Annotated in this window: 22 protein-coding genes and 1 pseudogene; 17 read left to right on the top strand and 6 right to left on the bottom strand. The window is 30.4% G+C overall.

Annotated features, from left to right (window positions below):
* Window positions 1-497: pseudogene (locus A9G37_RS03170) on the top strand (integrase core domain-containing protein); the annotation flags it as partial.
* 53 nt (window positions 498-550) lie between these two features.
* Here the strand turns inward: A9G37_RS03170 and A9G37_RS03165 are convergent.
* Window positions 551-1,585, bottom strand: coding sequence for a glycosyltransferase family 2 protein (locus A9G37_RS03165; RefSeq protein WP_065574601.1), 1,035 nt, complete (start codon window positions 1,583-1,585; stop codon window positions 551-553).
* Between the two features lie 14 nt (window positions 1,586-1,599).
* The gene (locus A9G37_RS03160; protein ID WP_065574600.1) at window positions 1,600-2,517 is read right to left on the bottom strand and encodes a hypothetical protein; all 918 of its coding nucleotides are present in this window, start codon (window positions 2,515-2,517) and stop codon (window positions 1,600-1,602) included.
* Between the two features lie 196 nt (window positions 2,518-2,713).
* On the opposite strand from A9G37_RS03160, the gene rfbB reads away from it, so the two are divergent.
* The 4 genes from rfbB to rfbD are packed head-to-tail and all read left to right on the top strand — an operon-like array spanning window position 2,714 to window position 6,073.
* On the top strand, window positions 2,714-3,775 hold the full coding sequence (gene rfbB, locus A9G37_RS03155) for a dTDP-glucose 4,6-dehydratase (RefSeq protein ID WP_065574599.1): 1,062 nt from the start codon (window positions 2,714-2,716) through the stop codon (window positions 3,773-3,775).
* A gap of 13 nt (window positions 3,776-3,788) precedes the next feature.
* Window positions 3,789-4,655: a glucose-1-phosphate thymidylyltransferase RfbA gene (gene rfbA, locus A9G37_RS03150; RefSeq protein WP_065574598.1), complete on the top strand. Its 867-nt coding sequence runs from the start codon at window positions 3,789-3,791 to the stop codon at window positions 4,653-4,655.
* A 13-nt stretch (window positions 4,656-4,668) separates the two neighbouring features.
* The gene (gene rfbC / locus A9G37_RS03145) at window positions 4,669-5,199 is read left to right on the top strand and encodes a dTDP-4-dehydrorhamnose 3,5-epimerase (RefSeq protein WP_065574597.1); all 531 of its coding nucleotides are present in this window, start codon (window positions 4,669-4,671) and stop codon (window positions 5,197-5,199) included.
* Between the two features lie 7 nt (window positions 5,200-5,206).
* Complete coding sequence (rfbD, locus tag A9G37_RS03140; RefSeq protein WP_065574596.1) at window positions 5,207-6,073, top strand: dTDP-4-dehydrorhamnose reductase; 867 nt, start codon at window positions 5,207-5,209, stop codon at window positions 6,071-6,073.
* Here rfbD and A9G37_RS03135 read toward each other — a convergent pair.
* Window positions 6,065-6,958, bottom strand: a complete 894-nt coding sequence (locus A9G37_RS03135; RefSeq protein WP_065574595.1) for a glycosyltransferase family 2 protein — start codon at window positions 6,956-6,958, stop codon at window positions 6,065-6,067. The two genes, rfbD and A9G37_RS03135, sit on opposite strands and share 9 nt — an antisense overlap.
* Before the next feature lie 123 nt (window positions 6,959-7,081).
* Between A9G37_RS03135 and A9G37_RS03130 the strand changes: the two genes are divergently transcribed.
* The 10 genes from A9G37_RS03130 (at window position 7,082) to tsaB (ending at window position 20,301) form a co-directional block, all read left to right on the top strand.
* Window positions 7,082-7,852 (top strand): hypothetical protein, encoded by a 771-nt coding sequence (locus A9G37_RS03130; RefSeq protein ID WP_176701851.1) that lies wholly within the window; start codon window positions 7,082-7,084, stop codon window positions 7,850-7,852.
* A gap of 401 nt (window positions 7,853-8,253) precedes the next feature.
* On the top strand, window positions 8,254-9,990 hold the full coding sequence (gene msbA / locus A9G37_RS03120; protein ID WP_065574592.1) for a lipid A export permease/ATP-binding protein MsbA: 1,737 nt from the start codon (window positions 8,254-8,256) through the stop codon (window positions 9,988-9,990).
* Between the two features lie 45 nt (window positions 9,991-10,035).
* A complete protein-coding gene (gene msbA / locus A9G37_RS03115) occupies window positions 10,036-11,775 on the top strand; it encodes a lipid A export permease/ATP-binding protein MsbA (RefSeq protein ID WP_065574604.1) in 1,740 nt (579 codons plus the stop codon).
* An 81-nt stretch (window positions 11,776-11,856) separates the two neighbouring features.
* A complete protein-coding gene (locus A9G37_RS03110; protein WP_065574591.1) occupies window positions 11,857-12,933 on the top strand; it encodes a glycosyltransferase family 10 domain-containing protein in 1,077 nt (358 codons plus the stop codon).
* Between the two features lie 106 nt (window positions 12,934-13,039).
* Window positions 13,040-14,020 carry a glycosyltransferase family 8 protein gene (locus tag A9G37_RS03105; RefSeq protein ID WP_065574590.1) on the top strand — a complete coding sequence of 327 codons (981 nt, stop codon included), beginning with the start codon at window positions 13,040-13,042 and terminating at the stop codon, window positions 14,018-14,020.
* Window positions 14,021-14,108: 88 nt separating this feature from the next.
* Window positions 14,109-15,098 (top strand): glycosyltransferase family 2 protein, encoded by a 990-nt coding sequence (locus tag A9G37_RS03100; RefSeq protein ID WP_065574589.1) that lies wholly within the window; start codon window positions 14,109-14,111, stop codon window positions 15,096-15,098.
* A gap of 52 nt (window positions 15,099-15,150) precedes the next feature.
* Window positions 15,151-16,104 (top strand): glycosyltransferase family 8 protein, encoded by a 954-nt coding sequence (locus tag A9G37_RS03095; protein ID WP_065574588.1) that lies wholly within the window; start codon window positions 15,151-15,153, stop codon window positions 16,102-16,104.
* Window positions 16,105-16,125: 21 nt separating this feature from the next.
* Window positions 16,126-17,319: a glycosyltransferase family 9 protein gene (locus A9G37_RS03090; protein ID WP_065574587.1), complete on the top strand. Its 1,194-nt coding sequence runs from the start codon at window positions 16,126-16,128 to the stop codon at window positions 17,317-17,319.
* Window positions 17,320-17,687: 368 nt separating this feature from the next.
* Complete coding sequence (locus A9G37_RS03085) at window positions 17,688-19,598, top strand: ATP-dependent DNA helicase (protein ID WP_065574586.1); 1,911 nt, start codon at window positions 17,688-17,690, stop codon at window positions 19,596-19,598.
* A 22-nt stretch (window positions 19,599-19,620) separates the two neighbouring features.
* Window positions 19,621-20,301: a tRNA (adenosine(37)-N6)-threonylcarbamoyltransferase complex dimerization subunit type 1 TsaB gene (tsaB, locus tag A9G37_RS03080; protein ID WP_065574585.1), complete on the top strand. Its 681-nt coding sequence runs from the start codon at window positions 19,621-19,623 to the stop codon at window positions 20,299-20,301.
* Window positions 20,302-20,361: 60 nt separating this feature from the next.
* Here tsaB and A9G37_RS03075 read toward each other — a convergent pair whose 3' ends face one another.
* Window positions 20,362-20,628 carry a GrxA family glutaredoxin gene (locus tag A9G37_RS03075; protein WP_034912061.1) on the bottom strand — a complete coding sequence of 89 codons (267 nt, stop codon included), beginning with the start codon at window positions 20,626-20,628 and terminating at the stop codon, window positions 20,362-20,364.
* A gap of 209 nt (window positions 20,629-20,837) precedes the next feature.
* Between A9G37_RS03075 and A9G37_RS03070 the strand changes: the two genes are divergently transcribed.
* A complete protein-coding gene (locus A9G37_RS03070) occupies window positions 20,838-21,203 on the top strand; it encodes a hypothetical protein (protein WP_141671028.1) in 366 nt (121 codons plus the stop codon).
* A 311-nt stretch (window positions 21,204-21,514) separates the two neighbouring features.
* Here A9G37_RS03070 and A9G37_RS12770 read toward each other — a convergent pair whose 3' ends face one another.
* A complete protein-coding gene (locus A9G37_RS12770) occupies window positions 21,515-21,727 on the bottom strand; it encodes a hypothetical protein (protein ID WP_176701850.1) in 213 nt (70 codons plus the stop codon).
* A 64-nt stretch (window positions 21,728-21,791) separates the two neighbouring features.
* Here A9G37_RS12770 and A9G37_RS03065 point away from each other — a divergent pair, with 64 nt between their 5' ends.
* Window positions 21,792-23,141, top strand: a complete 1,350-nt coding sequence (locus A9G37_RS03065; protein ID WP_065574583.1) for a hypothetical protein — start codon at window positions 21,792-21,794, stop codon at window positions 23,139-23,141.
* A 226-nt stretch (window positions 23,142-23,367) separates the two neighbouring features.
* Here A9G37_RS03065 and A9G37_RS03060 read toward each other — a convergent pair.
* Window positions 23,368-24,095 (bottom strand): IS30 family transposase (locus tag A9G37_RS03060; RefSeq protein WP_081297628.1); only part of this gene is annotated, 728 nt, incomplete at its 5' end.

Raw genomic sequence — 24,095 nt, 5'->3', positions numbered from 1 at the left:
TGGTGCCTAATAAACAAGGTGAATGTTGTTCAATGGATTTTATGAGTGATAGTAGCCGTAATCAACGTCGCTTTAGGACATTCAATGTCATCGATGACTTTAATCGTGAGGCGTTAGGTATTGATATTGCAGTCAGCTTACCAGCAGGAAGGATTACCCGTTACTTAGATAAACTGGCCGAATATCATGGATATCCATTAAAAATACGGGTCGATAATGGGCCAGAATTTACAGGAAAAACCTTTATAAACTGGGCTAAATCACATGATATAGCCATTGATTATATAAAGCCCGGTAGCCCTTATCAAAATGGTTATATTGAACGATTTAATCGTACCTATCGTACTGAAGTACTTGATTTATATCTTTTTAACAACTTAGCACAAGCAAGGAGAATAACCGAAGAATGACTAACGATTTATAACACCGAAAGACCGCATGAGGCATTAAATAACATGACACCGATTGAGTATAAAACACTAAAACAAGCAGCTTAATTTTCTACGTGAGTTGTGTACTAAGTTTGGGGTGTTTACAATTTTTTTTGCTATTAATTTAGCAAGGCATTTATTTTGTTAGTTATAAAATTAATGTTTTTATTCAATGAAGCTCTTATAAATTTAATAATGTGTTTTAAAGGTATTTTTTTTCTAATCCCATAACGTATCATATAAAATATATTGCTTAGTTTTTTTGCATTATTTTTTATGAATAATCGTGTATATATATGCATGTAAATTTCTATTATTGGTGGTTTTTCTTTATATAAATAATAGATATTGATATTAAAAAGGTAATCAGAACGTAGAAAATTTATGTATTGTGTTTTTGTTTTTGGTAATAGATTGGTTTTTTGTACGTACTTTGTGCACTTATTGATGATTTGAGCATATAGTTCAACATATTGTTTACTTATCTTTTTATTGTTAGTTAATGAGTTAGCTCTTTTTCTATAATAATATAAAGGTGCTTTTGAGTAATAAGTTAAATTTGCAGATAATAGTACATCCAATGTTATTAAGTGATCTTCGTGATTTCTTCCTTCAAATCGAAAATAGAGCGTTTCCTTTTTAAAAATATATTTCCAACATGCACCTGAGTATTTTTTATTTTTAATTATATGTGTAAATAACTCATTACCAGTATCAAATCTGGTTAAACTATTGTCATTATTATTAAATTCTAGATCCTCTAATTTTTCAAAGTTTTGATTTTCAAAATAAAACAACTCAATAGCATTACTAATGTTTAAAACTTTTAAAAATATTGCAAATAAATTAGGATGTAAAATGTCATCAGGATCGACGAATTGAATATATTGTCCTGTTGCTTGATTAATTCCGACATTTCGAGCTTGACTAACCCCTTGATTAGTCTGATATATATATTTTACACAAGAAAATTTTTGAGCAAAGGCTTGAATAACATTAGCAGTGTTGTCAGTAGCACCATCGTCTATACATATAATTTCCTTAGGTTGAACAGTTTGTTGAACAATAGAATTGAGACATTGCTCAATGTAATTTTCAACATTATAGCAAGGAATAATGATAGAAAGGTTAAGTATTAATTTTTTATTTTCCATAGTGAAAATATCTTTTAAGAAAAAATATTGCTGTTAGTTGGTTTGACATCTTTGTCTATGGATGCGTATGAACGAGGATGTTTTTTTGTTATTACACATTTCAACAATTTTAAAAAGCTTCTAAAACTTAAATTGTCTTTTTTCTTCATTTTATAAGCATAAAATAAATTTCGGCGTAGTTCAATTTTAGGGTTATGAGCTCGATACATTCGCATTAACATTTTTGCATAAGCGATTTCAAGTCTTGCACGCTCGCTAAGTACATCATAGGAAACCTCACAAGTCATATCATGATACATTTTGCCTATACATAAGCCTTTTAACATTGCAGTTTGTGGTGTTGCATGAATTAAATCAAATAATCGATGATCTGTATGATAGAAAGCAAATTTTTCATCAAAAACATAATGATGATTATCTAGTAATTTATCAATTAAATCTTTTGATAATGCTGTACCAGAATTGATGGTTCTGGTATTGCTTAGGCTGAATTCTCCCAAAGGTACAACTTGTTCTCTTTGTTCAAAATCAGAAGGAAAACATTGCTTGTCAATTTTTTGCTTAGGGAAAATTGCTGGGCAAATAATTGCATATTGACTATTATGATAGATATTTTGGAAGAAAGAAAAATCAATATTAGAATCTTGATCAAAAATAACAAAAAAATCGTAATCTATTTTATTAATAAAATGATTATAAATTTTACTTAATGATATGTTTCGAACATCTTGGTAAATTGATGTTGTTATTCCGTTTTTTTGGTTTGATTTTAGATAATTATTAATATCTTGTTCTTTAAGTAAAGTTGGTCCATTATTCCAAATAATCATATTTAGTTTAGTGGATTCCAAATTTGCTTGTAATATTGATTTTAACGTTGCAGAATCAGATAAAGTGCAATTATAAAGCACAGTTAATACATTTATTCTCATGTTGATCTTGAACAAACTAAGTGGCAAAAATATCGTAACAATATAACATATAAAGAATTACGAATACAATTTTTGCAAAATGATGAGAAATTCAGAACATTTTTGAAAATGTAATGATTAATACCTAATTCTAAATATTGCTATTTATTGGCTTTGTTATTATTATTCCGTGCATAAGATTTTAGAGGATTAATTAATGAAAGTGATTGTTACAGGAGGAGCTGGTTTTATTGGTTCTGCTGTTGTGAGACATATTATTGAACAGACTAATGATGAAGTATTGGTTATTGATAAATTAACTTATGCTGGGAATCTGGAATCATTAGATAGCGTATCAGAGAACAAACGATATCATTTCAAACAAATCGATATTTGTGATAGGAAGGAACTTAATGTTGTTATGGCTGGCTTTTGCCCTGATGTTATTATGCACTTAGCTGCTGAAAGTCATGTTGACCGTTCTATTGATAATCCTTCTACATTTATAGAGACCAATATAATAGGTACTTATACTTTATTAGAAGCATCTTTAGCCTATTGGAAAACACTAGACATAACCAAACAATCTACATTCCGTTTTCATCATATTTCAACTGATGAAGTGTATGGTGATCTGCATGGTACGAATGATTTATTCACTGAAAAAACACCTTATTCGCCAAGTAGCCCATATTCGGCATCGAAAGCTTCAAGTGATCATTTAGTCCGCGCATGGCACAGAACCTTTGGGTTACCTACAGTTATTACTAATTGCTCAAATAACTATGGCCCATACCATTTTCCAGAAAAACTAATCCCATTAATGATACTTAATGCTCTCGAAGGTAAGCCGTTGCCAGTATATGGTAATGGTCAGCAAATTAGAGACTGGTTATATGTCGAAGATCATGCAAGAGCACTTTATCTTATTGCTACTAAATCAAAAGTAGGTGAGGCTTATAATATTGGTGGGCACAATGAACAAAAAAATATTGATGTTGTAAATATTATTTGTGAATTACTTGAAGAACTCGTTCCAAATAAGCCTAATGGTGTTAACTGTTATAAAGATCTCATTACTTATGTTGCTGATCGGCCAGGTCATGATCAACGTTATGCTATTGATGCATCAAAGATCTATCGAGATTTGGGTTGGAAACCGCAAGAGACATTCCAAACAGGAATGCGCAAAACAGTAGAGTGGTATCTACAAAACAAACAATGGTGTGATCATATTAAAGATGGCTCATATTCAAGATCACGACAAGGAATTATTTAATATAGGTAACTTTATGAAAGGTATTGTATTAGCTGGAGGGTCAGGAACCCGTCTTTATCCCATAACTCGAGGTATTTCAAAACAGTTATTGCCTGTCTATGATAAACCTATGATTTATTATCCTTTGTCTGTACTTATGCTTGCCGGTATTCGCGATATTTTAATTATTACCACTCCTGATGATTTACCTATGTTTCAACGATTATTAGGTGATGGCTCACGATTTGGTATTAAACTTAGTTATGCAAAACAACCTAAACCGGAAGGATTAGCTCAAGCTTTTTTAATTGGTGAAGAGTTTATTCAAAAAAAACGTTGTTCTTTAGTATTAGGTGATAATTTATTTTTTGGCGAAAGCTTTGGCAAAAAATTGGTAAGAGTTGCGGGGCAAAAAGAAGGTGCAACAATTTTTGGTTATCAGGTACTTGATCCTGAAAGATTTGGTGTAGTTGATTTTGACGAAAATTTCAAAGTATTATCCATTGAGGAAAAACCAGCTAAGCCAAAATCTAACTGGGCAGTAACAGGTCTTTATTTTTATGATCAAAATGTAGTTGAAATGGCAAAACAAGTCAAACCATCTCATCGTGGAGAATTGGAAATTACGACTCTTAATCAGATGTATTTGGATGCAGGACTGTTAAATGTTGAAATCCTAGGACGTGGTTTTGCTTGGCTCGACACTGGTACACATGACAGTTTACTTGAAGCATCATCGTTTGTCCAAGTAATAGAAAAAAGGCAAGGGCTCAAAGTTGCCTGTCTTGAAGAGATTGCTTATCGTAATGGCTGGCTCAGCGCTGAACAGGTCAAAGAAGAAGCCATTAGTTCAGGTAAAACATTATATGGGCAATATTTAGCAAGATTAGTAGAACAATAGAATAGGTGGGAAAATGGAAATTATTTCAACTAATATTGCGGATGTAAAAATTATAAAACCGAAAGTGTTTGGTGATGAACGAGGCTTTTTTCTTGAAACTTTTGAACAAAAACGATACCAAGAAATGCTAGATATAGAATTTAATTTTGTTCAAGATAACCATTCTCGTTCACAAAAAGATGTGTTAAGGGGATTACATTTTCAAAAGGAAAACCCTCAGGGTAAATTAGTTAGGGTTGTTAGAGGCGAAGTTTTTGATGTGGCTGTCGATATTCGTAAAGATTCCCCTACTTATGGAGAGTGGGTTGGCGTTACCTTAACAGAAGAAAATAAAATGCAGTTGTGGGTTCCACCTGGACTTGCTCATGGTTTTGCAGTACTGTCAGATATTGCTGACTTTGAATATAAATGTACTAACTATTACGATCCTAAGTCAGAAGGGTGTCTATTGTGGAACGATCCTACAGTAAATATCAGTTGGCCGATTTCAAATCCATTACTATCGGCAAAAGATAAGTTAGGCAAAAAACTACAGGAGTTATAGTTAATTGATGAAAGTTTTGTTAACTGGTGCTAATGGTCAATTAGGACATTGTTTTAAAGATATCTTTCCTTCAGATTGGCAGTTACTTGCTACTGACAGCCTGCAATTAGATATAACTGATGGTTTAGCTGTTAATAATTTTATTGCCTTGCATAGACCAGATGCCATTGTAAATGCTGCAGCATATACAGCAGTAGATAAAGCCCAAGATGAATATGAATTAGCTTATAAAGTTAATGCTATCGGTCCTAAGAATTTAGCAATTGCTGCCAAAAAATATCATGCAAAACTAGTTCATGTTTCGACTGATTATGTTTTTGATGGTACAAAAAGTTTCCCTTATTTAGAGAACGATTTAACCAATCCGATTAATGTCTATGGTGAGACTAAACGAGTTGGTGAATTATCTGTCTTAGACAATTATTCTTCTGCAATTGTAATTAGAACCTCTTGGGTTTTTAGTGAATATGGCAATAATTTTGTCAAAACGATGTTAAAGCTTAGTCAAACTAGACCTGAATTAACCATTATTGATGATCAGCTAGGATGTCCAACGTATGCAGTTGATATTGCTAAAACGATTTTAAAAATGTTAATGAATAATATTCAAGGTGGTATATATCATTATTGTGGTGATAAGTACGTAAGTTGGTTCCAGTTTGCCTCTAAGATATTTGCAACAGCTAATGAATTAAATCTTATGACTAACCAAAATATAATGATAAAGCCAATTTTAACCTCAGCCTATCCAACTAAGGCTAAAAGACCATTATATTCTGTTTTAAATATGGAAAAAGTAAAACAGTTAGGTATGAAAGCATCTGATTGGAACAAAGCATTAATGTATGTGATTCCTCGCATCCATTTAGAGTAATTGATTTATTGTTAGAGGTATACAAGAACGAGGGTGTTTTTTCCTAAAAAGGCATTTTACTAATTTGAGAAATTCTGAGCTTGAATACTCTCTTCTTGTGAATTTTCTAAGTAGGTACAAAAAGACATTTAAACGACTTTTTTCATCATAAAAAATTTTGTTCAATACTTTTGAATATTCCATTTCCAGTCTTCTTGTGGGGCTTATTTTTTTTCGATCTTGTAAATTAAAATCTAAAGAATGGTTAATTTTTCCTACACATATTCCTTTAAATTCGGTTTGTTTTAATTCTATCAAATCAAGGAAAAAACTGGTATCTATAGCATAAAGCGCGTAACGTTCGTTAAAAAACTCTTGTTTGCTTTTACTTATGTACTTTATTAATTGATAAGATAGAGTTAATCCAGATGAGATAGACTCAATTTCTCCCATTGCAAAAAATTTTTTATCAAAAAGTTTCCGATTTTCATGATATATTGGGAAACATAATGAGTTTTCTTTTGAAACCCATCCAACAGAATAAACTTGAGGAACAATGACATCAAAATTATTATTTATCTTAATATTTTGGAAAAAATCATTATTTAATATCGAGTCTTGATCCAAAATAGTGAAAAAATCAAAACTTTCTTGGTTGATAAAAAAATTATAGATTTTACTTAAAGCAATATTGTAAAGATTCTCATAGATAGAAAGGTTAATGTTCTTACTGTCACAAATGGATTTATATTGTCTACATTCTTGTAAGTTAAGTGCTTTTGGGCCATTATTCCATATAATTACATTTAAAGTAATATCACTTCTATCTGAATTTAATAATGATTCGAAAGTTTTAGAATTTTTAATATTTTCATTGTATAAAATGATTATAGCCGTAATTTTCATTTATGTAGTTATGAGTATTTATTATAACTCTATTATATTCTAACTTTTTATTTTTAGGAAAGATTACTATACAAATTAATAAAATTATACTATTTTATTAAGCCATTTCCTATTTAAAAAATGTTGGAAACTATCCAATCTAAAAGTGTTGATTTAGCCATATGCAACTGTAATGTTGTCAAAGATGAACAAACATATGATTTGCGTGATAGTGAGATTGATTATTATAAATTAACTTATTATGGCCTTCATTCATTAACTTTTCCTTTTAAAACTAGAGTTAATAGTGTTCTTTGGAATAAAATTTTTAAAAAAAGTATTATTGAACAATACAATATAGATTTTCCTTCTGGTTATTATCATGATGATATGGCATTTGTATTACAATATCTTTGTTGTGCAAAAACGATTTATGCTATTGATGTTCATCTTTATAATTATTTACTTCGAAGTAACTCTATCATGCATCAAACATATTTTTCACCTAAAGACCGGAAAAAAATGTTTGATACAATAGATGTAATGAAATATTTTCTTATAAAGCTTTCAGATAACAACTTATTAAATGATAATAAAGCTTATTTTATTGTAATATTATCGGGATTAATAAAATGGATCGTGAGTATATTAAGCAGTAAAGAAGAAATTATTTTCTTTTTAGATTACTGTAATGAGACCATATTATTTGATTTAGATCTTGATTATTTTCCTGATATTGAAAATAAAGTCCGTTTGTTAAATATAAAAAATAAATATTATCAACCTTTTTATCAAGAGGATAATAAAAAGAAAAGAAATAAACCGGTTAAAAAATTTATCAAAAAAGTATTAACTTTTAGTTTTTCTTATTTTCTTTTTCCTTATTATATTTATAAAATTTATAAAAGAATGTGATTATTTTTTAATAAATAGTTTAATTGGTTAATAGCTTAAAATATTATGAAATAAATAAGTGTGGCGATCCTCAAAATAGCCAACTCAAAAGTAGAAAATTTATCTATGATAAAAATAAGCACTAGGGTAGGAAAGCCTTATGCTTAAGCTGATGTTTGCTGAGCTGAGTTTAAAATCGGAGTATCAAGGAGAAATCATAAACATCTGTAGTGCCATCAAAGTGCATAAAATGAGAGCAGAGACCTTACGAACTAGTCATTTTTTTATTGCCATGAGTTGTGCTCTAATAATGGGGAATTTGCAATTTCATTATGTAAAAAAAGATAATAGTTCAATAATTTAATCAATACGGCTTTTTTTATAGTATAATCTATAAAATTTGTTATTTTGTAAAAATTATTATGCCCAAAAAATATAATTCTTTGACTGCGCTTATACAACTATGGCCATTTGTCAAACAATATAAAAAAGCTTTATTTGTTGCTATACTAGGGCTTTTGTTAAATGCAGCTACAGATTCGACCTTAATATCTCTAACCAAACCGTTGCTAGATAATGGTTTAATGAATAAAAACTACATCTTGTTAGTTTACATTGCTATAGCAATTATTGGTTTGATTGCATTACGTGGATTGTCAAATTATGCTTCTACATACTGTCTTTCATGGTTATCAGGTAAAGTTATAACTAAATTCAGACAAATGATATTTAATCATTTGCTAAAAAGTCCTGTAAGTTTTCATGATAAACATTCTGTGGGAGATCTTGTTTCCATTATTACCTATAATACTCAGATGCTTTCTAAAGCCTCATCCGATGCTTTAATTATTCTTGTTCGTGAAATAACCTATGCGATTGGTTTATGTTTTGTTATGTTTTATGGCAGTTGGAAATTGGCATTAGTGTTAATTTTTCTTATACCATTAATAATTAGTGTTGCTCAATTTATTGCAAAAAAATTTAGAAAAACATTAATGTCAATGCAAAAAGGTATGGGTGAAATAACAACTTCGGCTGATGAAATGTTAAAAGGCCATAAAGATGTTTTAATTTTTAATGCTAAAGAATATGAAAAAAATAATTTTAATAAAATTACTAATATTTTTCGGCGAGATATGTTGAAGATTGAAATGGTTTCAAGATTATCAACACCGATCATTCAAATGATTGCAACTTTAGGTTTAGCTTTAATATTATATCTTGTTGCAAGCCAGAGTTTAGATATTACTCCAGGATCTTTTACTGTCGTTTTTTCAGCAATGATAGCTATAATGCGTCCCTTACGAGAGTTAACAAGTCTACATGTTGAATTGCAAAAAGGTGCTGTAGCGTGTGAATCGTTATTTGGGCTTTTAGAAGCTCCACTTGAAGAAGATAAGGGCACAATTGATGCAAATCATATAACTGGAAATATTGAATTTAGAGATGTGACCTACCAATACCCTACAACGAGTACTTCTGTTCTTAATAATATTAATTTTAAAATTAAAGCGGGTCAAACAATTGCTTTAGTAGGGCGGTCAGGTGCGGGGAAGTCAACCATTGCAAGCTTGATTCCAAGATTTTATGATTTAGAAAAAGGAGAAATACTTTTAGATGGTATTAATATTAAAGATTATACCTTAAAGTCATTAAGAAATCATATAGGGTATGTTTCTCAACGAGTGCACTTATTTAATGGTACCATTGCAGATAACATTGTTTATGGTGAAAAAGGATTACATAGCCAAGAAGAAATAATTAAGGTTGCTGAACTAGCTAATGCTATGGAGTTTATAAATAAGCTAGAAAATGGAATTGATACAGAAATAGGAGATAATGGTGTTTTATTATCAGGAGGACAGCGGCAACGCATTGCTATTGCGAGAGTTTTGTTACGTAATAATCCAATTTTAATTTTGGATGAAGCTACCTCAGCGCTAGATAATGAATCTGAAAGGCTAGTACAAGAAGCCATTGAAGTTTTACAAAAAAATAGAACTTCAATTGTTATTGCTCATAGATTATCAACCATTGAAAAAGCGGATCGAATTTTAGTTATTGATAATGGTGAAATTGTCGAGGATGGTAATCATCATAACCTTATTGAACAAAATGGTATTTATGCCTTAATGCATAAAATGCAATTCAAATCATAATAATATTAAATAATGAATATGAATCAGAATAATCATAAAGAAAGTATCAATATTGATAAGGACTCTTCAACTTGGTGTACTTTTACTAAGTTATGGCCCTATATTGCTCAACACAAATTAGTATTATTTATATCAATAATTTTGTTAATAATTAGTGCATTTGCCGATACTTCATTAATAGGCCTATTACGCCCTTTACTTGATCTTGGTTTTTCAATGAATGACCGAGAATTTTTATATATGGCGCCTATCTATATTTTTGGTTTAGTGTTTATCCGTGGTATTGCTAATTATGGTTATTCTGTATTATTAGCATTGATCTCTGGTAAAATTGTCATGCGCATTCGACAAAGGCTTTTCGCACATTTTGTTGATGCACCTGTAAGTTTTTACGATCAATCCTCAACAGGAAGGTTATTGTCGCGAATAACATATGATACAGATCAGGTCGCAGCGTCTTCATCGGATGCTTTAATTACAATAATTCGTGAATCAGCTTTTATATGTGGGCTATTTTATACGATGTTTTATAATAGTTGGCAATTATCACTATCTTTACTTGTTGTCACTCCTATTGTAATTGGGTTAATTTCTTTTATTTCAGTAAAATTTAGAAAATTGGCAAAAAACATGCAAAATTCTATGGGAAATGTCACCATGGCAGTTGAGCAAATGCTAAAGGGATATAGAGAAATTATTGTTTTTGGTGCACAGAATGAAGAATCAAAAAATTTTGAAAAAGTTAGCAATAAATTTCGTCGTGATGGAATGCGCTTAGTTTCTATCTCCGCACTATCAACGCCAATAATACAATTGGTGATCTCATTTGCTATTGCTTTTGTGTTATTAACCGCAAGTGATCCTGATTTAAATATTACAGCTGGAGAATTTACTGTCGTTTTTTCATCACTAGTAGCATTAATGCAACCTATTAAAAATTTAACTAGTGTTAATGCAAACTTTCAAAAAGGAATGGCTGCTTGTCAAACTTTATTTGCAATCTTTGAACAACCTTTAGAAAAGGATAATGGATCTATTAGTGTTGATCGTGTAAAAGGAAATATTGTATTTGATCACGTTACTTTTAGTTATGAAACTAGAAAAGAACCAGCTCTTAAAGACATTAGTTTTTCTGTTCCAGCAGGAAAAACAATTGCTTTAGTTGGTCGCTCAGGTTCAGGAAAAACGACAATAGCAAGTTTACTTACTCGCTTCTATGATATATCTAAAGGACAAATTTTAATTGATGGGCATAACATTCATGATTTCACATTACATTGTTTACGTGATCAAATAGGTTTAGTATCACAAAACATTCATCTTTTTAACGATACAATAGCTAATAATATCGCCTATGGAAGAATTGGTGAATATACGCAACAACAAATAGAAGAAGCTGCAAAAAAAGCCTACGCATATGATTTTATAATGCAAAGTGAACATGGATTTAATACTAAAGTGGGAGAAAGTGGGATACTATTATCAGGTGGGCAAAGGCAAAGAATAGCAATTGCTCGAGCACTATTACGTGATAATCCTATATTGATTTTAGATGAAGCTACATCAGCCTTAGATACTGAGGCGGAATATGCAATACAACAAGCGCTTTCTGAACTACAAAAAGGGCGTACTTCAATTGTTATTGCACATCGATTATCAACCATTGAGAATGCTGATGAAATACTAGTTATTGATGCCGGAGAGATTATAGAACAGGGAACACATCGTGAATTAATTCTAAGAGATGGTTTTTATAATAAATTATATCAAGCAAATCATTTATAAGCTGTAATGTTATAAGAAATAATTTATTGATCATTATTAAACTCAATAGGATATAGGTAATTTAGGAGTATAAGATATTAAATGAGTATTAAAAGAATTGTTACAGATTGTGCTTGTTTATTTGTGAAAGATAAAAAAAAGAAATATTTTCTAACCAAAAAGTATGGTAGCACTCCACCGTATATTTTGTCTAAAAAGAAAGCTAAAGTATATCAAGATATTTATATTCCTATTTATAAGCATAATGTTCGATTATGCCCTGTTGAGCCTGAAATTTATAATAAAAAAGGAGAAAGATTAAGAGTTATTTTTTTGAGAGATAATTATAAACCTAATGCATCCTCACAAACAAGTAATCTGATATATTGGGATAAATATAATTTTGAACTTCCATTACATCTTTATACTCATGGACGTATGTTGGAGACAATGGGATCTCCAACAGGTCGTTTTGGTGCTTTGGTTGAAACTAAAGGTATAAAACCTGATAGCTATGAAATATTTCAAAAATATATAGGGTTAGAGAAAGATTTTGATTTGATTTTTACTTATGATGAACAACTTCTTAATGATATACCTAACGCAAGATTCGTTCCTTTTTGTGCCGATATAAAGCTTTTTTCTGGCGATTTTGTAATGCTACCAAACTTAGATGAGATATTTCAACAAAATTTGTTTTATGAAAAAAATAAAGATATCTCAATGTTATCGTCAGATAAAAAATTATGTGAATTGCATCTAAAAAGAATTTTAACTGCGATTAAATTAAAAAATCATCCTAAGGTTGATACTTTTGGAACTTTTGATGGTGGAGAGTTTGTTAATCCTTATGAAACATTGAAAGATTACCGTTATTCTATTGTGTTTGAAAATGAAATATCTGGGTATTGTTTTACTGAAAAGTTGACAAATTGTTTTGCCACACAAACTGTGCCTATTTATATAGGTGCTAGTAAAATAAATCAATTTTTCGATGAAGATGGTATCATTAGAGTTAAAGAAAGCGAAATTGATAACATCGAAAATATTATTAAACAATGTTCAGAAGCTGATTATATATCTAGAAAAAACGCAATTATGAAAAATTTCATGACTGTTCAACAATTTAGTAATAATGAAGACTATATGTACAAAACATATATAGAAGGTTATTTTTAAATAATTGAGATAATATTTTATAAGTGTTTAAACTAGAAATATAGAAAAAATAATAATTAGATTAATTTTCAAATATTATTAAATAATTCAGAAGTGGTTATTATAGATGATAGATGTAACTAAGTTCATAGAAGTTAAAAAAACTATTATTGGTGATGAAAGTAATGATACTAAAACACAATGGCATATTTTGCTATGCTTTGATAATAATTATGCTTTACCAGCTGGCGTTAATATGTATTCTATTATTAGCAACAATCCAAATAAAAAATTACATTTTCATTTATTTATGCAAAACGTATCAAATGATAATAAATGTAAAATAGAACAGCTTTCATCAAATCATGTTTCAATAACGCAATACTATCTGAATGATAAATTTAAGATTCACGCTAACAATACAAAATATTTTCCTATTTCTGCTTGTTTGCGAATTATTGCTCCATTAGTTATTCCTAAAGAAGTAACTAAATTACTTTATGTTGATAGTGATACTTTATGTTTGACATCATTGGATGAACTATTTAGTTTAAATATAACTGATAAAATTATTGCTGCAGTACCTGATGTTGAAAATACACAAAATTCCCAATGTAAAAAATTTCAAATTGAGTATGGTAGTTATTTTAATTCTGGAGTTTTGTTATACAACTTGAAAAAGTGGAATGAAGCTAATATCACAGAAAAAGCACTTAATTTATTAAATGAGGGGATTGCTTATAAATTTCCCGATCAGGATGTGCTAAATATTTTATTAAGTAATAATATTTATTACTTACCCACAAAATATAATTGTCTTACTTTGTTAAGTGTTGGCGGCCATGAGGATCAGCAAAAAGCTGAAAAGGGTGCAGTTTTTATACATTATACTTCGGGAAGTAAACCTTGGTTTAAACTCTATTTGACATCAACTTATCAAAATTTCATTGATGGCTCACCTTGGTATCAAGCCAAGCTAGCCTTAGCAAATAATCTTTCCCCATCTACAACCAGACGTTATGCTAAATTTTTAATCACTCAAAGAAAATATATCTGTGCTTTTCTTTACTACTTGTTATATTTAAAACATAAATTATTAAAAAGATAATCAAATAATGATCATTTTTTATATTTATCCTAATAAGTAGTTTTAGATAATCGATGTATTTATAATTAAAAAGTTACTAAAGGCATATATGAATAATACTCCTCTTATATCCGTAATTATACCAGCATACAATACAAGAGATGTTATTGAAAAAACATTAAAATCAATAGAAGAGCAAACGTATCAAAATTATCAAATAATCATTATAGATGATGGTTCAACTGATGATACAGGTATATTTATAGATGAATACCAACAAAAAAATGCTAAAATTATTGTTTATCATCAGAATAACAGTGGTGTGTCTGTTGCCAGAAATAATGCTCTTAAATATGCGTCAGGTGAGTTTATCTGTTTTTTAGATAGTGATGATACTTATGAATCTTCTTTTTTTGAGAAAATGTTAATTCGCCAACAACAAACCGATTTTGACATTGTTTATTGTGGTTTTTATCGAGTAAAAAAGAATAAAAGTATTAAAGAATATCTATCTTTTGAAGAAGGAAATATACTTAATAGTTTTATCAAAAAAAGTTTTCATATTTCAGGCATGCTAATTAAGCGTTCTTTTTTACTCGATAAGAATATTACTTTTGATACTGACCTTAAAATTTGTGAGGATATCTTTTTTACTATTAAAGCTATAAGTCAATGCGAAGTGGCTGTAGTTAAAGATCATTTATTCAACTATTTATATAGAGAAAAATCGGTAACAAATTCAATTGCTACTATTGAATTATATTTACAGAATATAGTAACTTGGGAACGGATTGAGTATTATTTGAAGCATAATTACATTAAAAACGACAAAGAAGAGATTTACCAGCGAGTTCAATCTATAGTAGTTAAATTAAAAGTAAGACTTCTTATTGAATATTTAAAACAATTTAACTATAAAAAAATTTATTATTATCTAAATAAAGATCTAAAATTTACTAGTGATATGAAATTGGTAAATAAAAAGTACTTACCAAAAAGTGATATCAAAAAAATGAATATAATAAAAAGTAATTGTCTAGCCATTTGGTTTTGGGGTAGTTTGTACTATCGATATATTAGGCGCGAAACTGGAAAATAACTCAAGATATAAACAGTAATTTATTGTTAATGCTATAACAAGGACAATATATATGAAAAATGAAGTGATAAATGTAGCCTTTTGTACTGATGGTAATTATCTCGAATATGTAGCTATAGCAATAAAATCAATTCAATTAAATAATTTAGGTAATCATCTCCAATTTCATGTATTTCTTTATGATGTTCCAAAAGAGGCTGTTCATAAATTACAACAATTGAATGTTTCTATTAAAAGTTATTTTATTGAAAACAATGAATTAGATAAATACCAGACTGAACATCAATTACAGCATATCAATCGATCAATGTATATTCGACTTCTTGTGCCTCGATTACTGAAGAATGAAGTTGATAAATTTATATATTTGGATGCTGATATATTATGTTTTCGTGATATATCATCAATTAATCAGATTGATATTGATTCAGTGGTTTGTGCTGTTGTTTCTGACTCTCTAATTTCAAAAAATATTGAAAAAAATATTACTCGTTTGGAGTTAAGTTCAGATAATTATTTTAATTCGGGTTTTCTCTATATTAATACAAAAAATTGGTGTGATTCTGACATAGAAAATAAAGTTAATTCAGTTTTGTTAAATCCGCAACAATATAGACTTGTTTATCCTGATCAAGATGCTTTAAATCTTATTCTTCAAAATAAAGTTAAGTATGTTGATTGTAGATGGAATTATTTATTTACATGGATGACTGAAACAGAAAAGAATAAAATCTTTGATAATGAAGATATTCTACCATTTTTTATCCACTTTACTGGTGCCAGAAAACCTTGGTATCAAGAACATGAAGGAACGGCACAAAATTTATATGTATTTTACAAGCATTTTACACCATGGGCTAATAAACCTTTAGAAAGTTATCTACCTAGAATGAGAGTTAATGACTATCGTATATATGCGAAATCATTTTTTAGAAAAGGTGACTTTTATAAAGGAATAAAATTTTTCATTCAATACTTATTATTAAAATACAGAAAAAAGAAATAAAATATTATAGGAATTCTAGTTATGAGTCATTTTTTTTGGCAATTAAAGTTTATTCGAAAAAAAATAAAACTATATTTTTTTTACTTTTTAAATAAAATTCTAATGTGTTCTTTTCCTAAAAGAAAAACGATATTTGAACCGTCAAAAATAAAAACTATTTTAATAGCTCGTAATGATAAAATTGGCGATATGGTTGTAACTACCGCTTTAATAAAAAATCTTGCTCAAGCTGGTTATGATGTTTATGTTTCTTCGCAACAATCAAGTTTAGATATTCTTAAAAATAATCCTAATGTTAGAGCTACATTTAGTTATAACGATTATTCATTAAAGGATTTATTTAAAACTATACAAAAAATTAGAAAGCATCATTTTGATTTGGTAATTGATACAAGACCATTTTATTCATTTGAAATGCGTAAAATTATATTTTGTGCATTTACTAACTCAACTCATTTGATGGGATTTAATAAAAGTAATGTAAAATCATATAATATTTCAATTCCTTATTATAATAATAATGCTCATATTACTAATCAGTTAAATAAAATATATGAGTATATGAACATTAAAAATTATGATGAAAACTATGATCTTTATACTTTAGATAATAATAAAAAAAATGTTGATAATTTTATATTAGAAAATAATATAGATAAGTTTGTTATTATTAACCCTTTTGGTGGAGCAAGAAAGCGTGAATTGTCTCAATGGCAAATGGAGTATATTGTTTCACTCATGAAAAAAAACAAACCAGATCATAAAATTGTTTTTATTGGTGAACCCAATAAACTTAAAAATGTTAAACTTGACTTAGGATTAATATTTCAATCAAACACCATTTTAGATGTCGTTGCTTTAATCAAAAAAGCTGAATATGTTATTACTGTTGATACTTCTATAGTGCATATTATAGCAGCATTCAATAAACCATGTTTAACCATTTATTCAGAATCAAATCTATTTGAACAAACAGACGATTTTAATCTAATAATGCGTAAAAAATGGAAAGACTATTACCGACAAACGTGTAATAATTTGGTAGATAATTCTTATTTGAAAAAAAATAATCTATTAGTAGAAATACCATATTGTTATGATCAAATTTGGTCTCCTAATAATCCGAGTGCGAAACAAATTGTATTTTATAAAACTTTTTTAGCAAAAGTAGACAATGATGAATTTAGTAGATGTATATCACCTTATTTAGAATAAATTCACTGAATTAATATACAAAATAGTAATATTGTGATGATCATAATTGCAAAAGAGGATAATGCAATAATTTATTTTTAATTAGCTGTTAATAGAATTGGTAATAAATAAAAACTCAAATTTTAATTTTTTATACTATATCTGACAATTCTAAGTAGTTTATATACTATGCTTTGTAGATACCTATATTTTGAAAATATTAATTAATGTAGTATATTAAGTTTTTTAATTATTCAATTCAGCAATAATAAATTCATCTCATTTTTGAAATGTTTCATAATATTTTTCATAACGTTTATTTTTCTTAGAATATATTTTCTTAATTTTATTGGTGTGTTGAACTTAGCTTTTTATTAGGTATATTTTAAGTGATTGATGATTTTTCTGAGAATGGTTTATTGGCTAAAGCTATTGATGGATTTGTGGCAAGAGAGCCACAACGAAACATGGCAAGTAAAGTCTCAGAGTCAATAAATAAGCAACAGTCTCTTGTTGTTGAGGCTGGGACTGGAACAGGTAAAACATTCGCTTATTTAGTACCCGCTCTACGTAGTGAAAAGAAAGTAATACTTTCCACGGGATCCAAGAATCTACAAGATCAACTTTTTAGTAAAGATCTGCCTATTATCAAAAAAGCATTAAATTACACTGGCAAAATATCTCTTCTTAAAGGTAGATCGAATTATCTTTGTTTAGAACGATTGTATAATCAATATGCAGCTGCCGGAGATCTTGATAAAGATTTACGTGTTGATTTAGTTTGTGTCAAAAATTGGTCAATTAAAACCAAAGATGGAGATATTAGCAAATGTATAACTGTTACGGAAGAAAACCCAATTTGGCCCGTATTAACTAGTACAAACGAAAGCTGTCTTGGAAGTGACTGCGAACATTATAATGATTGTTATGTTGTCAAGGCTCGTAAGCGTGCTTTAAATGCGGATATTGTGGTTGTTAATCACCATCTATTTTTAGCCGATGTTGTGGTAAAAGATACAGGTTTTGGTGAGCTTATTCCTAAGGCTGATGTAATGATTTTTGATGAAGCCCATCAGTTACCAGATCTGGCTTGTCACTATTTTGGACAACAGTTAACTAGTCGTCAGCTACTAGAACTTGCAAAAGAGATAACGCTTAGCTATCGCACTGAAGTAAAAGATATGTCTCAGCTACAGCAGTGTGCAGATAAATTGCAAAAAAGTGTTCAAGATTTGCGTATTGCAATTAATCAGCAACTACCTAAAGGTAATTTGCGAGTGTTATTCAAACAGCAAGCAATAAAAAAAGAGTTATCTTATCTTTTTGATGCATTAGATTTTTGTCGTGAGGTTTTAATGTTGGCAATAGGACGATCTACAGCATTAGATAACTGCTTTGAACGAGTAAATCAATACATCAGCTTATTAAAAAAATTAAGTGAAACATATGTAACTGGGTTTAGTTATTGGTATGAATGTACTTATAATTATTTTGTTTTTGCGATAACGCCATTGTCAGTGGCCGATAAATTTTCTGAACTATTAGCACAACGTAAAGGTAGTTGGATTTTTACCTCGGCAACTTTGTCTGTTGATAATAAATTAGATTATTTTACTAAGCGCCTTGGTCTCACAAATGCCGAGTCCCTTATTTTAGAAAGCCCATTTGATTATTTACATCAAACTGTCATGTGTGTTCCGCGTTATATTCCTTCTCCTAATGAACAAGGTAATGCTGAAAAATTGGTCGATATATTATTGCCAGTTATTGAAGCAAACAATGGTCGTTGTTTCTTCCTATGTACTTCTTATGCCATGATGAATGCTTTAGCAAAACAGTTTAAAGAACTCACCAAATTACCAGTATTAGTACAAGGTGAAACAAGTAAAGTAAAATTACTTGAGCAATTTATACATAGCGGAAACGCCTTATTAATTGCTACCAGTAGTTTTTGGGAAGGTATTGATGTTCGGGGCGATACCTTATCTTGTGTTATTATAGATAAATTACCATTTACATCTCCAGACGATCCTTTAATAAAAGCTCGTATGGAGGATTGTCAAATGCAAGGTGGAGATGCATTTAATGATGTGCAATTACCTGAAGCTGTTATTACTTTAAAACAAGGTGTAGGTCGATTAATTCGCCATCATAATGACCGCGGAGCAATTATTATTTGTGACAATCGCTTGGTTATGAGACCTTACGGTGCAACCTTTATTAATAGTTTACCTCCATCGCCAAGAACACGAGATGTAAATAAAGTTATTAATTTTTTATTATCTAAAACTAACTTATAAACTTAAATATTTTGGAAAAGAAATGAGTACTATCTTAGCTATTGATACCTCAACAGAAGCATGTTCGGTAGCTTTAATTTACCGTAATGAAATCACTCATGATTTCATCATATCAGCACGCGATCATACTAAGCAAATATTACCAATGGTGGATAAGCTTCTTGCACTATCAGATTGTTCACTTGCTCAAGTTGATGCCATAGCCTTTGGACAAGGACCTGGTAGTTTTACTGGTGTTAGAATTGGCATTGGTGTTGCACAAGGTTTAGCATTAGGCATTGACAAACCAATGATCGGAGTTTCAACGTTGATGACCTTGGCTCAAGGTGTATATCGAACACAAAAAGCCACAAAAGTCATTGCTACAATTGATGCCAGAATGGGGGAAATCTATTTAGGACAATACTATTACACCAATAATCAATGGCAAATAGTTATTCCAGAATGTGTTATTGCACCTGAAAAAGTAATAGAAAAAGTAGAAAATATAGGTAATGATAGTTATTGTGCTGGCACTGGTTGGCAAACTTATCCAGATATGATTAAAGGAATAAGACAAAGTGATATCTTATTACCTCATGCACAAGATCTAGTAGTTATTGCTAAGAATAAATGGTTAAAGAATGAAGTAGTTAATGTTGAGGAAGTAGAACCAACTTATTTACGTAACGAGGTAACTTGGAAAAAACTACCAGGTCGTTAATAACAAGTAAATATTAAAAAGCCACCAAATAGTGGCTTGAATTTAATACACTCATTTACATTATTCTTTAAATAAGCCTAAATGCTCTTTTGCATAAGCTTCAAAATCAGTACAACCACCGATTGGTTTTTCATCAATAAAGATTTGAGGTACTGTTTCAACAGGTTTACCTACACTTTTAGACAGATCTTCTTTAGTAATGCCTTCTGCGTTAATATCAACATAACGATAAGAAAAATCATCACGCTCTTGAGAAAGTTTTTCAGCTAGTTCTTTAGCTCGAACACAATAAGGGCAACCTTGACGCCCAAAAATTACAGTATACATTTTCACCTCGAATAAGTTTTTTACATATAAATACTATACGTTACTTTAAATTAAAGAAAAGTTGTTAAATATAGTTGATTAAATAGATTATATCTATTAATGATGAAATTGAAAAGCTAACGTGGCTACAAGACTTTACAAAAAGTTGGGGAAAGAAGTTTATTGTAAAATAGTCTAGCATCAAAACCAGCTTAATCTTACTATCACAATTGGCTATAGTTAGTTCAGCTAATGCAATACTAAAAGTGACTTCAAGTCTGGTCATTGCTAGGAATGCTCTGCAAGTGGTGGCATTATCGAGTGCAGATAAACATGGTTGTACTGTCAACGGTGTTTTTTATAGTGAGGTGAGTGGTACTATAAAATCTAGTGAAGTGAACGGATTTGATGGTAATTTAACGCTTAATGATTTTAAAGTGGTAACTTATATATCAAACAATTTAGATAGGGTTGAGAATTATAATAATATAGATAATGCTGATCCACAGCATCCGTTTAAAGTTGAATCGACTTATTATTGGTGGTATGACAATAGCGGTAGAGGCATAACTGATGATGATAAGAAAAAATTATAGGTTGTGACAGTGGCTTTTCAATGCCATTAAAACTTACCATAAAAACCAATGTATGTAGCATCAATACCTTACTAATTCTATAAACAGAGGAAAAGTTAACCACATATACAGTGGTTCGATTGTTTAAGGATTTTTATATGCTTAACAAAACTTTACAAAAAAACAGGTGAAAAACGAGGGTTTTATTCTAAAATAGAGTAGCATAGTTATATACTACTTTATGCTAAAAATAATATTAACTGTTTATTTTATAAGAATAAATTTAAGAAAAATAAGTATGAGGAATAATAAAATTATGATAAAATATAGACTTAATCGGGCATCGGGCATCGGGCATCGGGCATCGGGCATCGGGCATCGGGCATCGGGCATCGGGCATCGGGCATCGGGCATCGGGCATCGGGCATCGGGCATCGGGCATCGGGCATCGGGCATTTTGTTAATCGTTTTATTTCACCTTTAATATTACGGCAAAACGTTTTATTTTTACTGTTATCTTTCTGTTTTAAACACTTCCATTGCAAATCTCACTTTGTTGCCAAAATAACAACACTTACAGCTCACTCAAAACCGAAACTTGCTCAAATAATGGGTTTAATCTTATTATCACAATGGATACATGTTGGTTCAGCTAATGCAATACTAACAGCAACTTCGAGTCAGGTTATTACAGGGAATGCACCGCAAGTGGTGGCGTTATCGAGTGCAGATAAACATGGTTTTACTGTCAACGGTGTTTTTTACAGTGAGGCGAGTGGCACTATAAAATCTAGTGAAGTGAAAGAATTTGATGGTGATTTAACGCTTAACGATTTTAAAGTGGCGATTTATACTCCAACAAACTTAGATAAAGTTGAAAATTACAGAGATATAGATGGTGATAGTGCCGATCCACAGGAGCCGTTTAAGGTTGAATCGACTAATTATTGGTGGTATGACAATAATGGCGTAAGAATAATAGGTAATGATAAGAAAAAAATTATAGGTTGTGGTAGTGGCTTTTCAATGCCATTAAAATTGATTCTTGAAACAAAAGTAAAAACCTATTCTGAGTATGGTATTCCAAAAGAAAGCAAGCAAATTACCCTAGCTAAGACCTACCAAATAGCCCTAAAATCGCAAATTTGTTATGCAAAACCGAATGATGTGATTGTTTCACCTAATCTACAATGGCGATCATATGAGCCTAATCAGGCATCTAACCCAATTTCAGGACCTTGGGCTTGGAATGGTACTAATATAAGCCGACATCCTAACGCTGGTGGAGGGTATAGTGCTGATTATGTTTATAACAGGGGATTTAAAGCTAATCCAATAGAATCGGGTAAAACATTTCCAACAACTGGCTTTCCTGGGGCTAAATTTCAATTAGTGATGATAGGTGCACAAGATGATTATCGTTATCAAATACTCAATAACCCAGGTGGAGGTGTTTCTGTTGATCAAAACGGGGTGATAGAACTTAATAGTAAGCCGTCAGGAAATGTTACGGTGAGGACAACGTTAAAAAGAGATACTTCAATCATTCATGATTATACATTTAATCCAACTTCTGTGTGGTTAGAACCTAAAAATAACGACAATATAAATTTATCTAATGCAATCAATTTATGTGGAGGAATGGATAATATACCTTTACGTAAAGATTATACTAATTCTCCAGCTATTAATGTTGCAGAAAATCAGAATTGGAAAATTTATCCCAATAGTTTTACGCGATCAATTGGCGGTTCAGTTATGGGGGAATGGGGCTGGCTATCGAATAAAAACTATCCTAAATCAAATTGGCCTAAAGATAATACTTACTATGCTCTTTTTTGGACTAGAGAAATAGATTATGCTAAGTATAATATTTATTTTACAGTTAACTTATCTGGTTATGTTTCTACACGTGAAGCTGAAAAGGGTGACAATAGTAAAATAGCGTGTAAACGTTAATGATTCTACAATATATGATAATATCGAGTATATATAAAACTCAGATTAACTGAAACGTAACTCTCTGAATCAGTGACGGCTATTTTTATGATTTTAGCGTCATATTGCCTTCTGGTGATAAGGCGCTATTTTTTTATGTTTTTTATTACCATTGTTTCTCAAATTACGATAAATAATACAAGTAGTTCCTACATATTACTCAGTAAACTCACCTCTTTTAAAAACCCTAGATTACACCATGAAGTGCAATTCTTCTTAGCTCCTTAGAATAAAAATCGGCAGGGCTTTTAAACTTATGCCGTTTTCTTGGGCGTGTGTTCAATAGATATTGTATTTTTTTTATCTCTTTGTCGTCAACTAATGAAATGGCCGCTGGCTTAGGTATAAACTGACGTATTAAGCCATTGGTGTTTTCATTTGTGCCTCTTTGCCAGCTTTTATAAGGCTCCGCAAAGTACACGGTGGTGTTTAAATAATACTCAATAGCATGATGATAATTAAATTCGGTTCCATTATCAAAGGTGATGCTTTTAACCATTTTTTCAAACGGCGTTAGCAATTTTATTATCATATCTCTCGTTTCGGAGGCGGTACGTTGATTGAGGCGCCCAATTAATACTAGCCCTGTTTTGCGTTCAACTAATGTCACCAATGCTTGGTTGTCTTTACGGCTAATAATCGTATCTCCCTCCCAATGTCCTCGCGTTTTCCGGCTTTCTACATAACTTGGACGTTGTTTAATTGACCGTTTATAACGGCGGTCTCCTTCTTTAATACTCGGTGCCTTACAATGCCTATAGGCTTTGCCTTTTCGCCTTAGATAAGGTTTGAATTGTTCATAGCGCGCTTTATTTTGATAAAGATAGTTATAGATTGATTGGACGCTGACTTTCTTTAAACGTGCAGCAATCTGCTCTGGGCTGTAATAAAGCATGAGGTATTTTTCAACTTGGC

The sequence above is a fragment of the Gilliamella sp. GillExp13 genome (genome assembly GCF_001690815.1).
Taxonomy (GTDB): domain Bacteria; phylum Pseudomonadota; class Gammaproteobacteria; order Enterobacterales; family Orbaceae; genus Gilliamella; species Gilliamella bombi.
The sequence above is the reverse complement of the archived record's forward strand: the minus strand, read 5'-3'. Positions and strand labels throughout refer to the sequence as shown.

What these genes read in the sequence shown, in the direction of transcription:
- tsaB (WP_065574585.1), top strand. Translation starts at nt 19,621, where the DNA reads ATGAGTACTATCTTAGCTATTGATACCTCAACAGAAGCATGTTCGGTA.
- A9G37_RS03100 (WP_065574589.1), top strand. Translation starts at nt 14,109, where the DNA reads ATGAATAATACTCCTCTTATATCCGTAATTATACCAGCATACAATACA.
- A9G37_RS03135 (WP_065574595.1), bottom strand. Translation starts at nt 6,958, where the DNA reads ATGAAAATTACGGCTATAATCATTTTATACAATGAAAATATTAAAAAT.
- A9G37_RS03090 (WP_065574587.1), top strand. Translation starts at nt 16,126, where the DNA reads ATGAGTCATTTTTTTTGGCAATTAAAGTTTATTCGAAAAAAAATAAAA.
- A9G37_RS03075 (WP_034912061.1), bottom strand. Translation starts at nt 20,628, where the DNA reads ATGTATACTGTAATTTTTGGGCGTCAAGGTTGCCCTTATTGTGTTCGA.
- A9G37_RS03160 (WP_065574600.1), bottom strand. Translation starts at nt 2,517, where the DNA reads ATGAGAATAAATGTATTAACTGTGCTTTATAATTGCACTTTATCTGAT.
- msbA (WP_065574592.1), top strand. Translation starts at nt 8,254, where the DNA reads ATGCCCAAAAAATATAATTCTTTGACTGCGCTTATACAACTATGGCCA.
- rfbC (WP_065574597.1), top strand. Translation starts at nt 4,669, where the DNA reads ATGGAAATTATTTCAACTAATATTGCGGATGTAAAAATTATAAAACCG.
- A9G37_RS03105 (WP_065574590.1), top strand. Translation starts at nt 13,040, where the DNA reads ATGATAGATGTAACTAAGTTCATAGAAGTTAAAAAAACTATTATTGGT.
- A9G37_RS03095 (WP_065574588.1), top strand. Translation starts at nt 15,151, where the DNA reads ATGAAAAATGAAGTGATAAATGTAGCCTTTTGTACTGATGGTAATTAT.
- A9G37_RS03065 (WP_065574583.1), top strand. Translation starts at nt 21,792, where the DNA reads ATGGGTTTAATCTTATTATCACAATGGATACATGTTGGTTCAGCTAAT.
- A9G37_RS03165 (WP_065574601.1), bottom strand. Translation starts at nt 1,585, where the DNA reads ATGGAAAATAAAAAATTAATACTTAACCTTTCTATCATTATTCCTTGC.
- rfbD (WP_065574596.1), top strand. Translation starts at nt 5,207, where the DNA reads ATGAAAGTTTTGTTAACTGGTGCTAATGGTCAATTAGGACATTGTTTT.
- rfbA (WP_065574598.1), top strand. Translation starts at nt 3,789, where the DNA reads ATGAAAGGTATTGTATTAGCTGGAGGGTCAGGAACCCGTCTTTATCCC.
- rfbB (WP_065574599.1), top strand. Translation starts at nt 2,714, where the DNA reads ATGAAAGTGATTGTTACAGGAGGAGCTGGTTTTATTGGTTCTGCTGTT.
- A9G37_RS03110 (WP_065574591.1), top strand. Translation starts at nt 11,857, where the DNA reads ATGAGTATTAAAAGAATTGTTACAGATTGTGCTTGTTTATTTGTGAAA.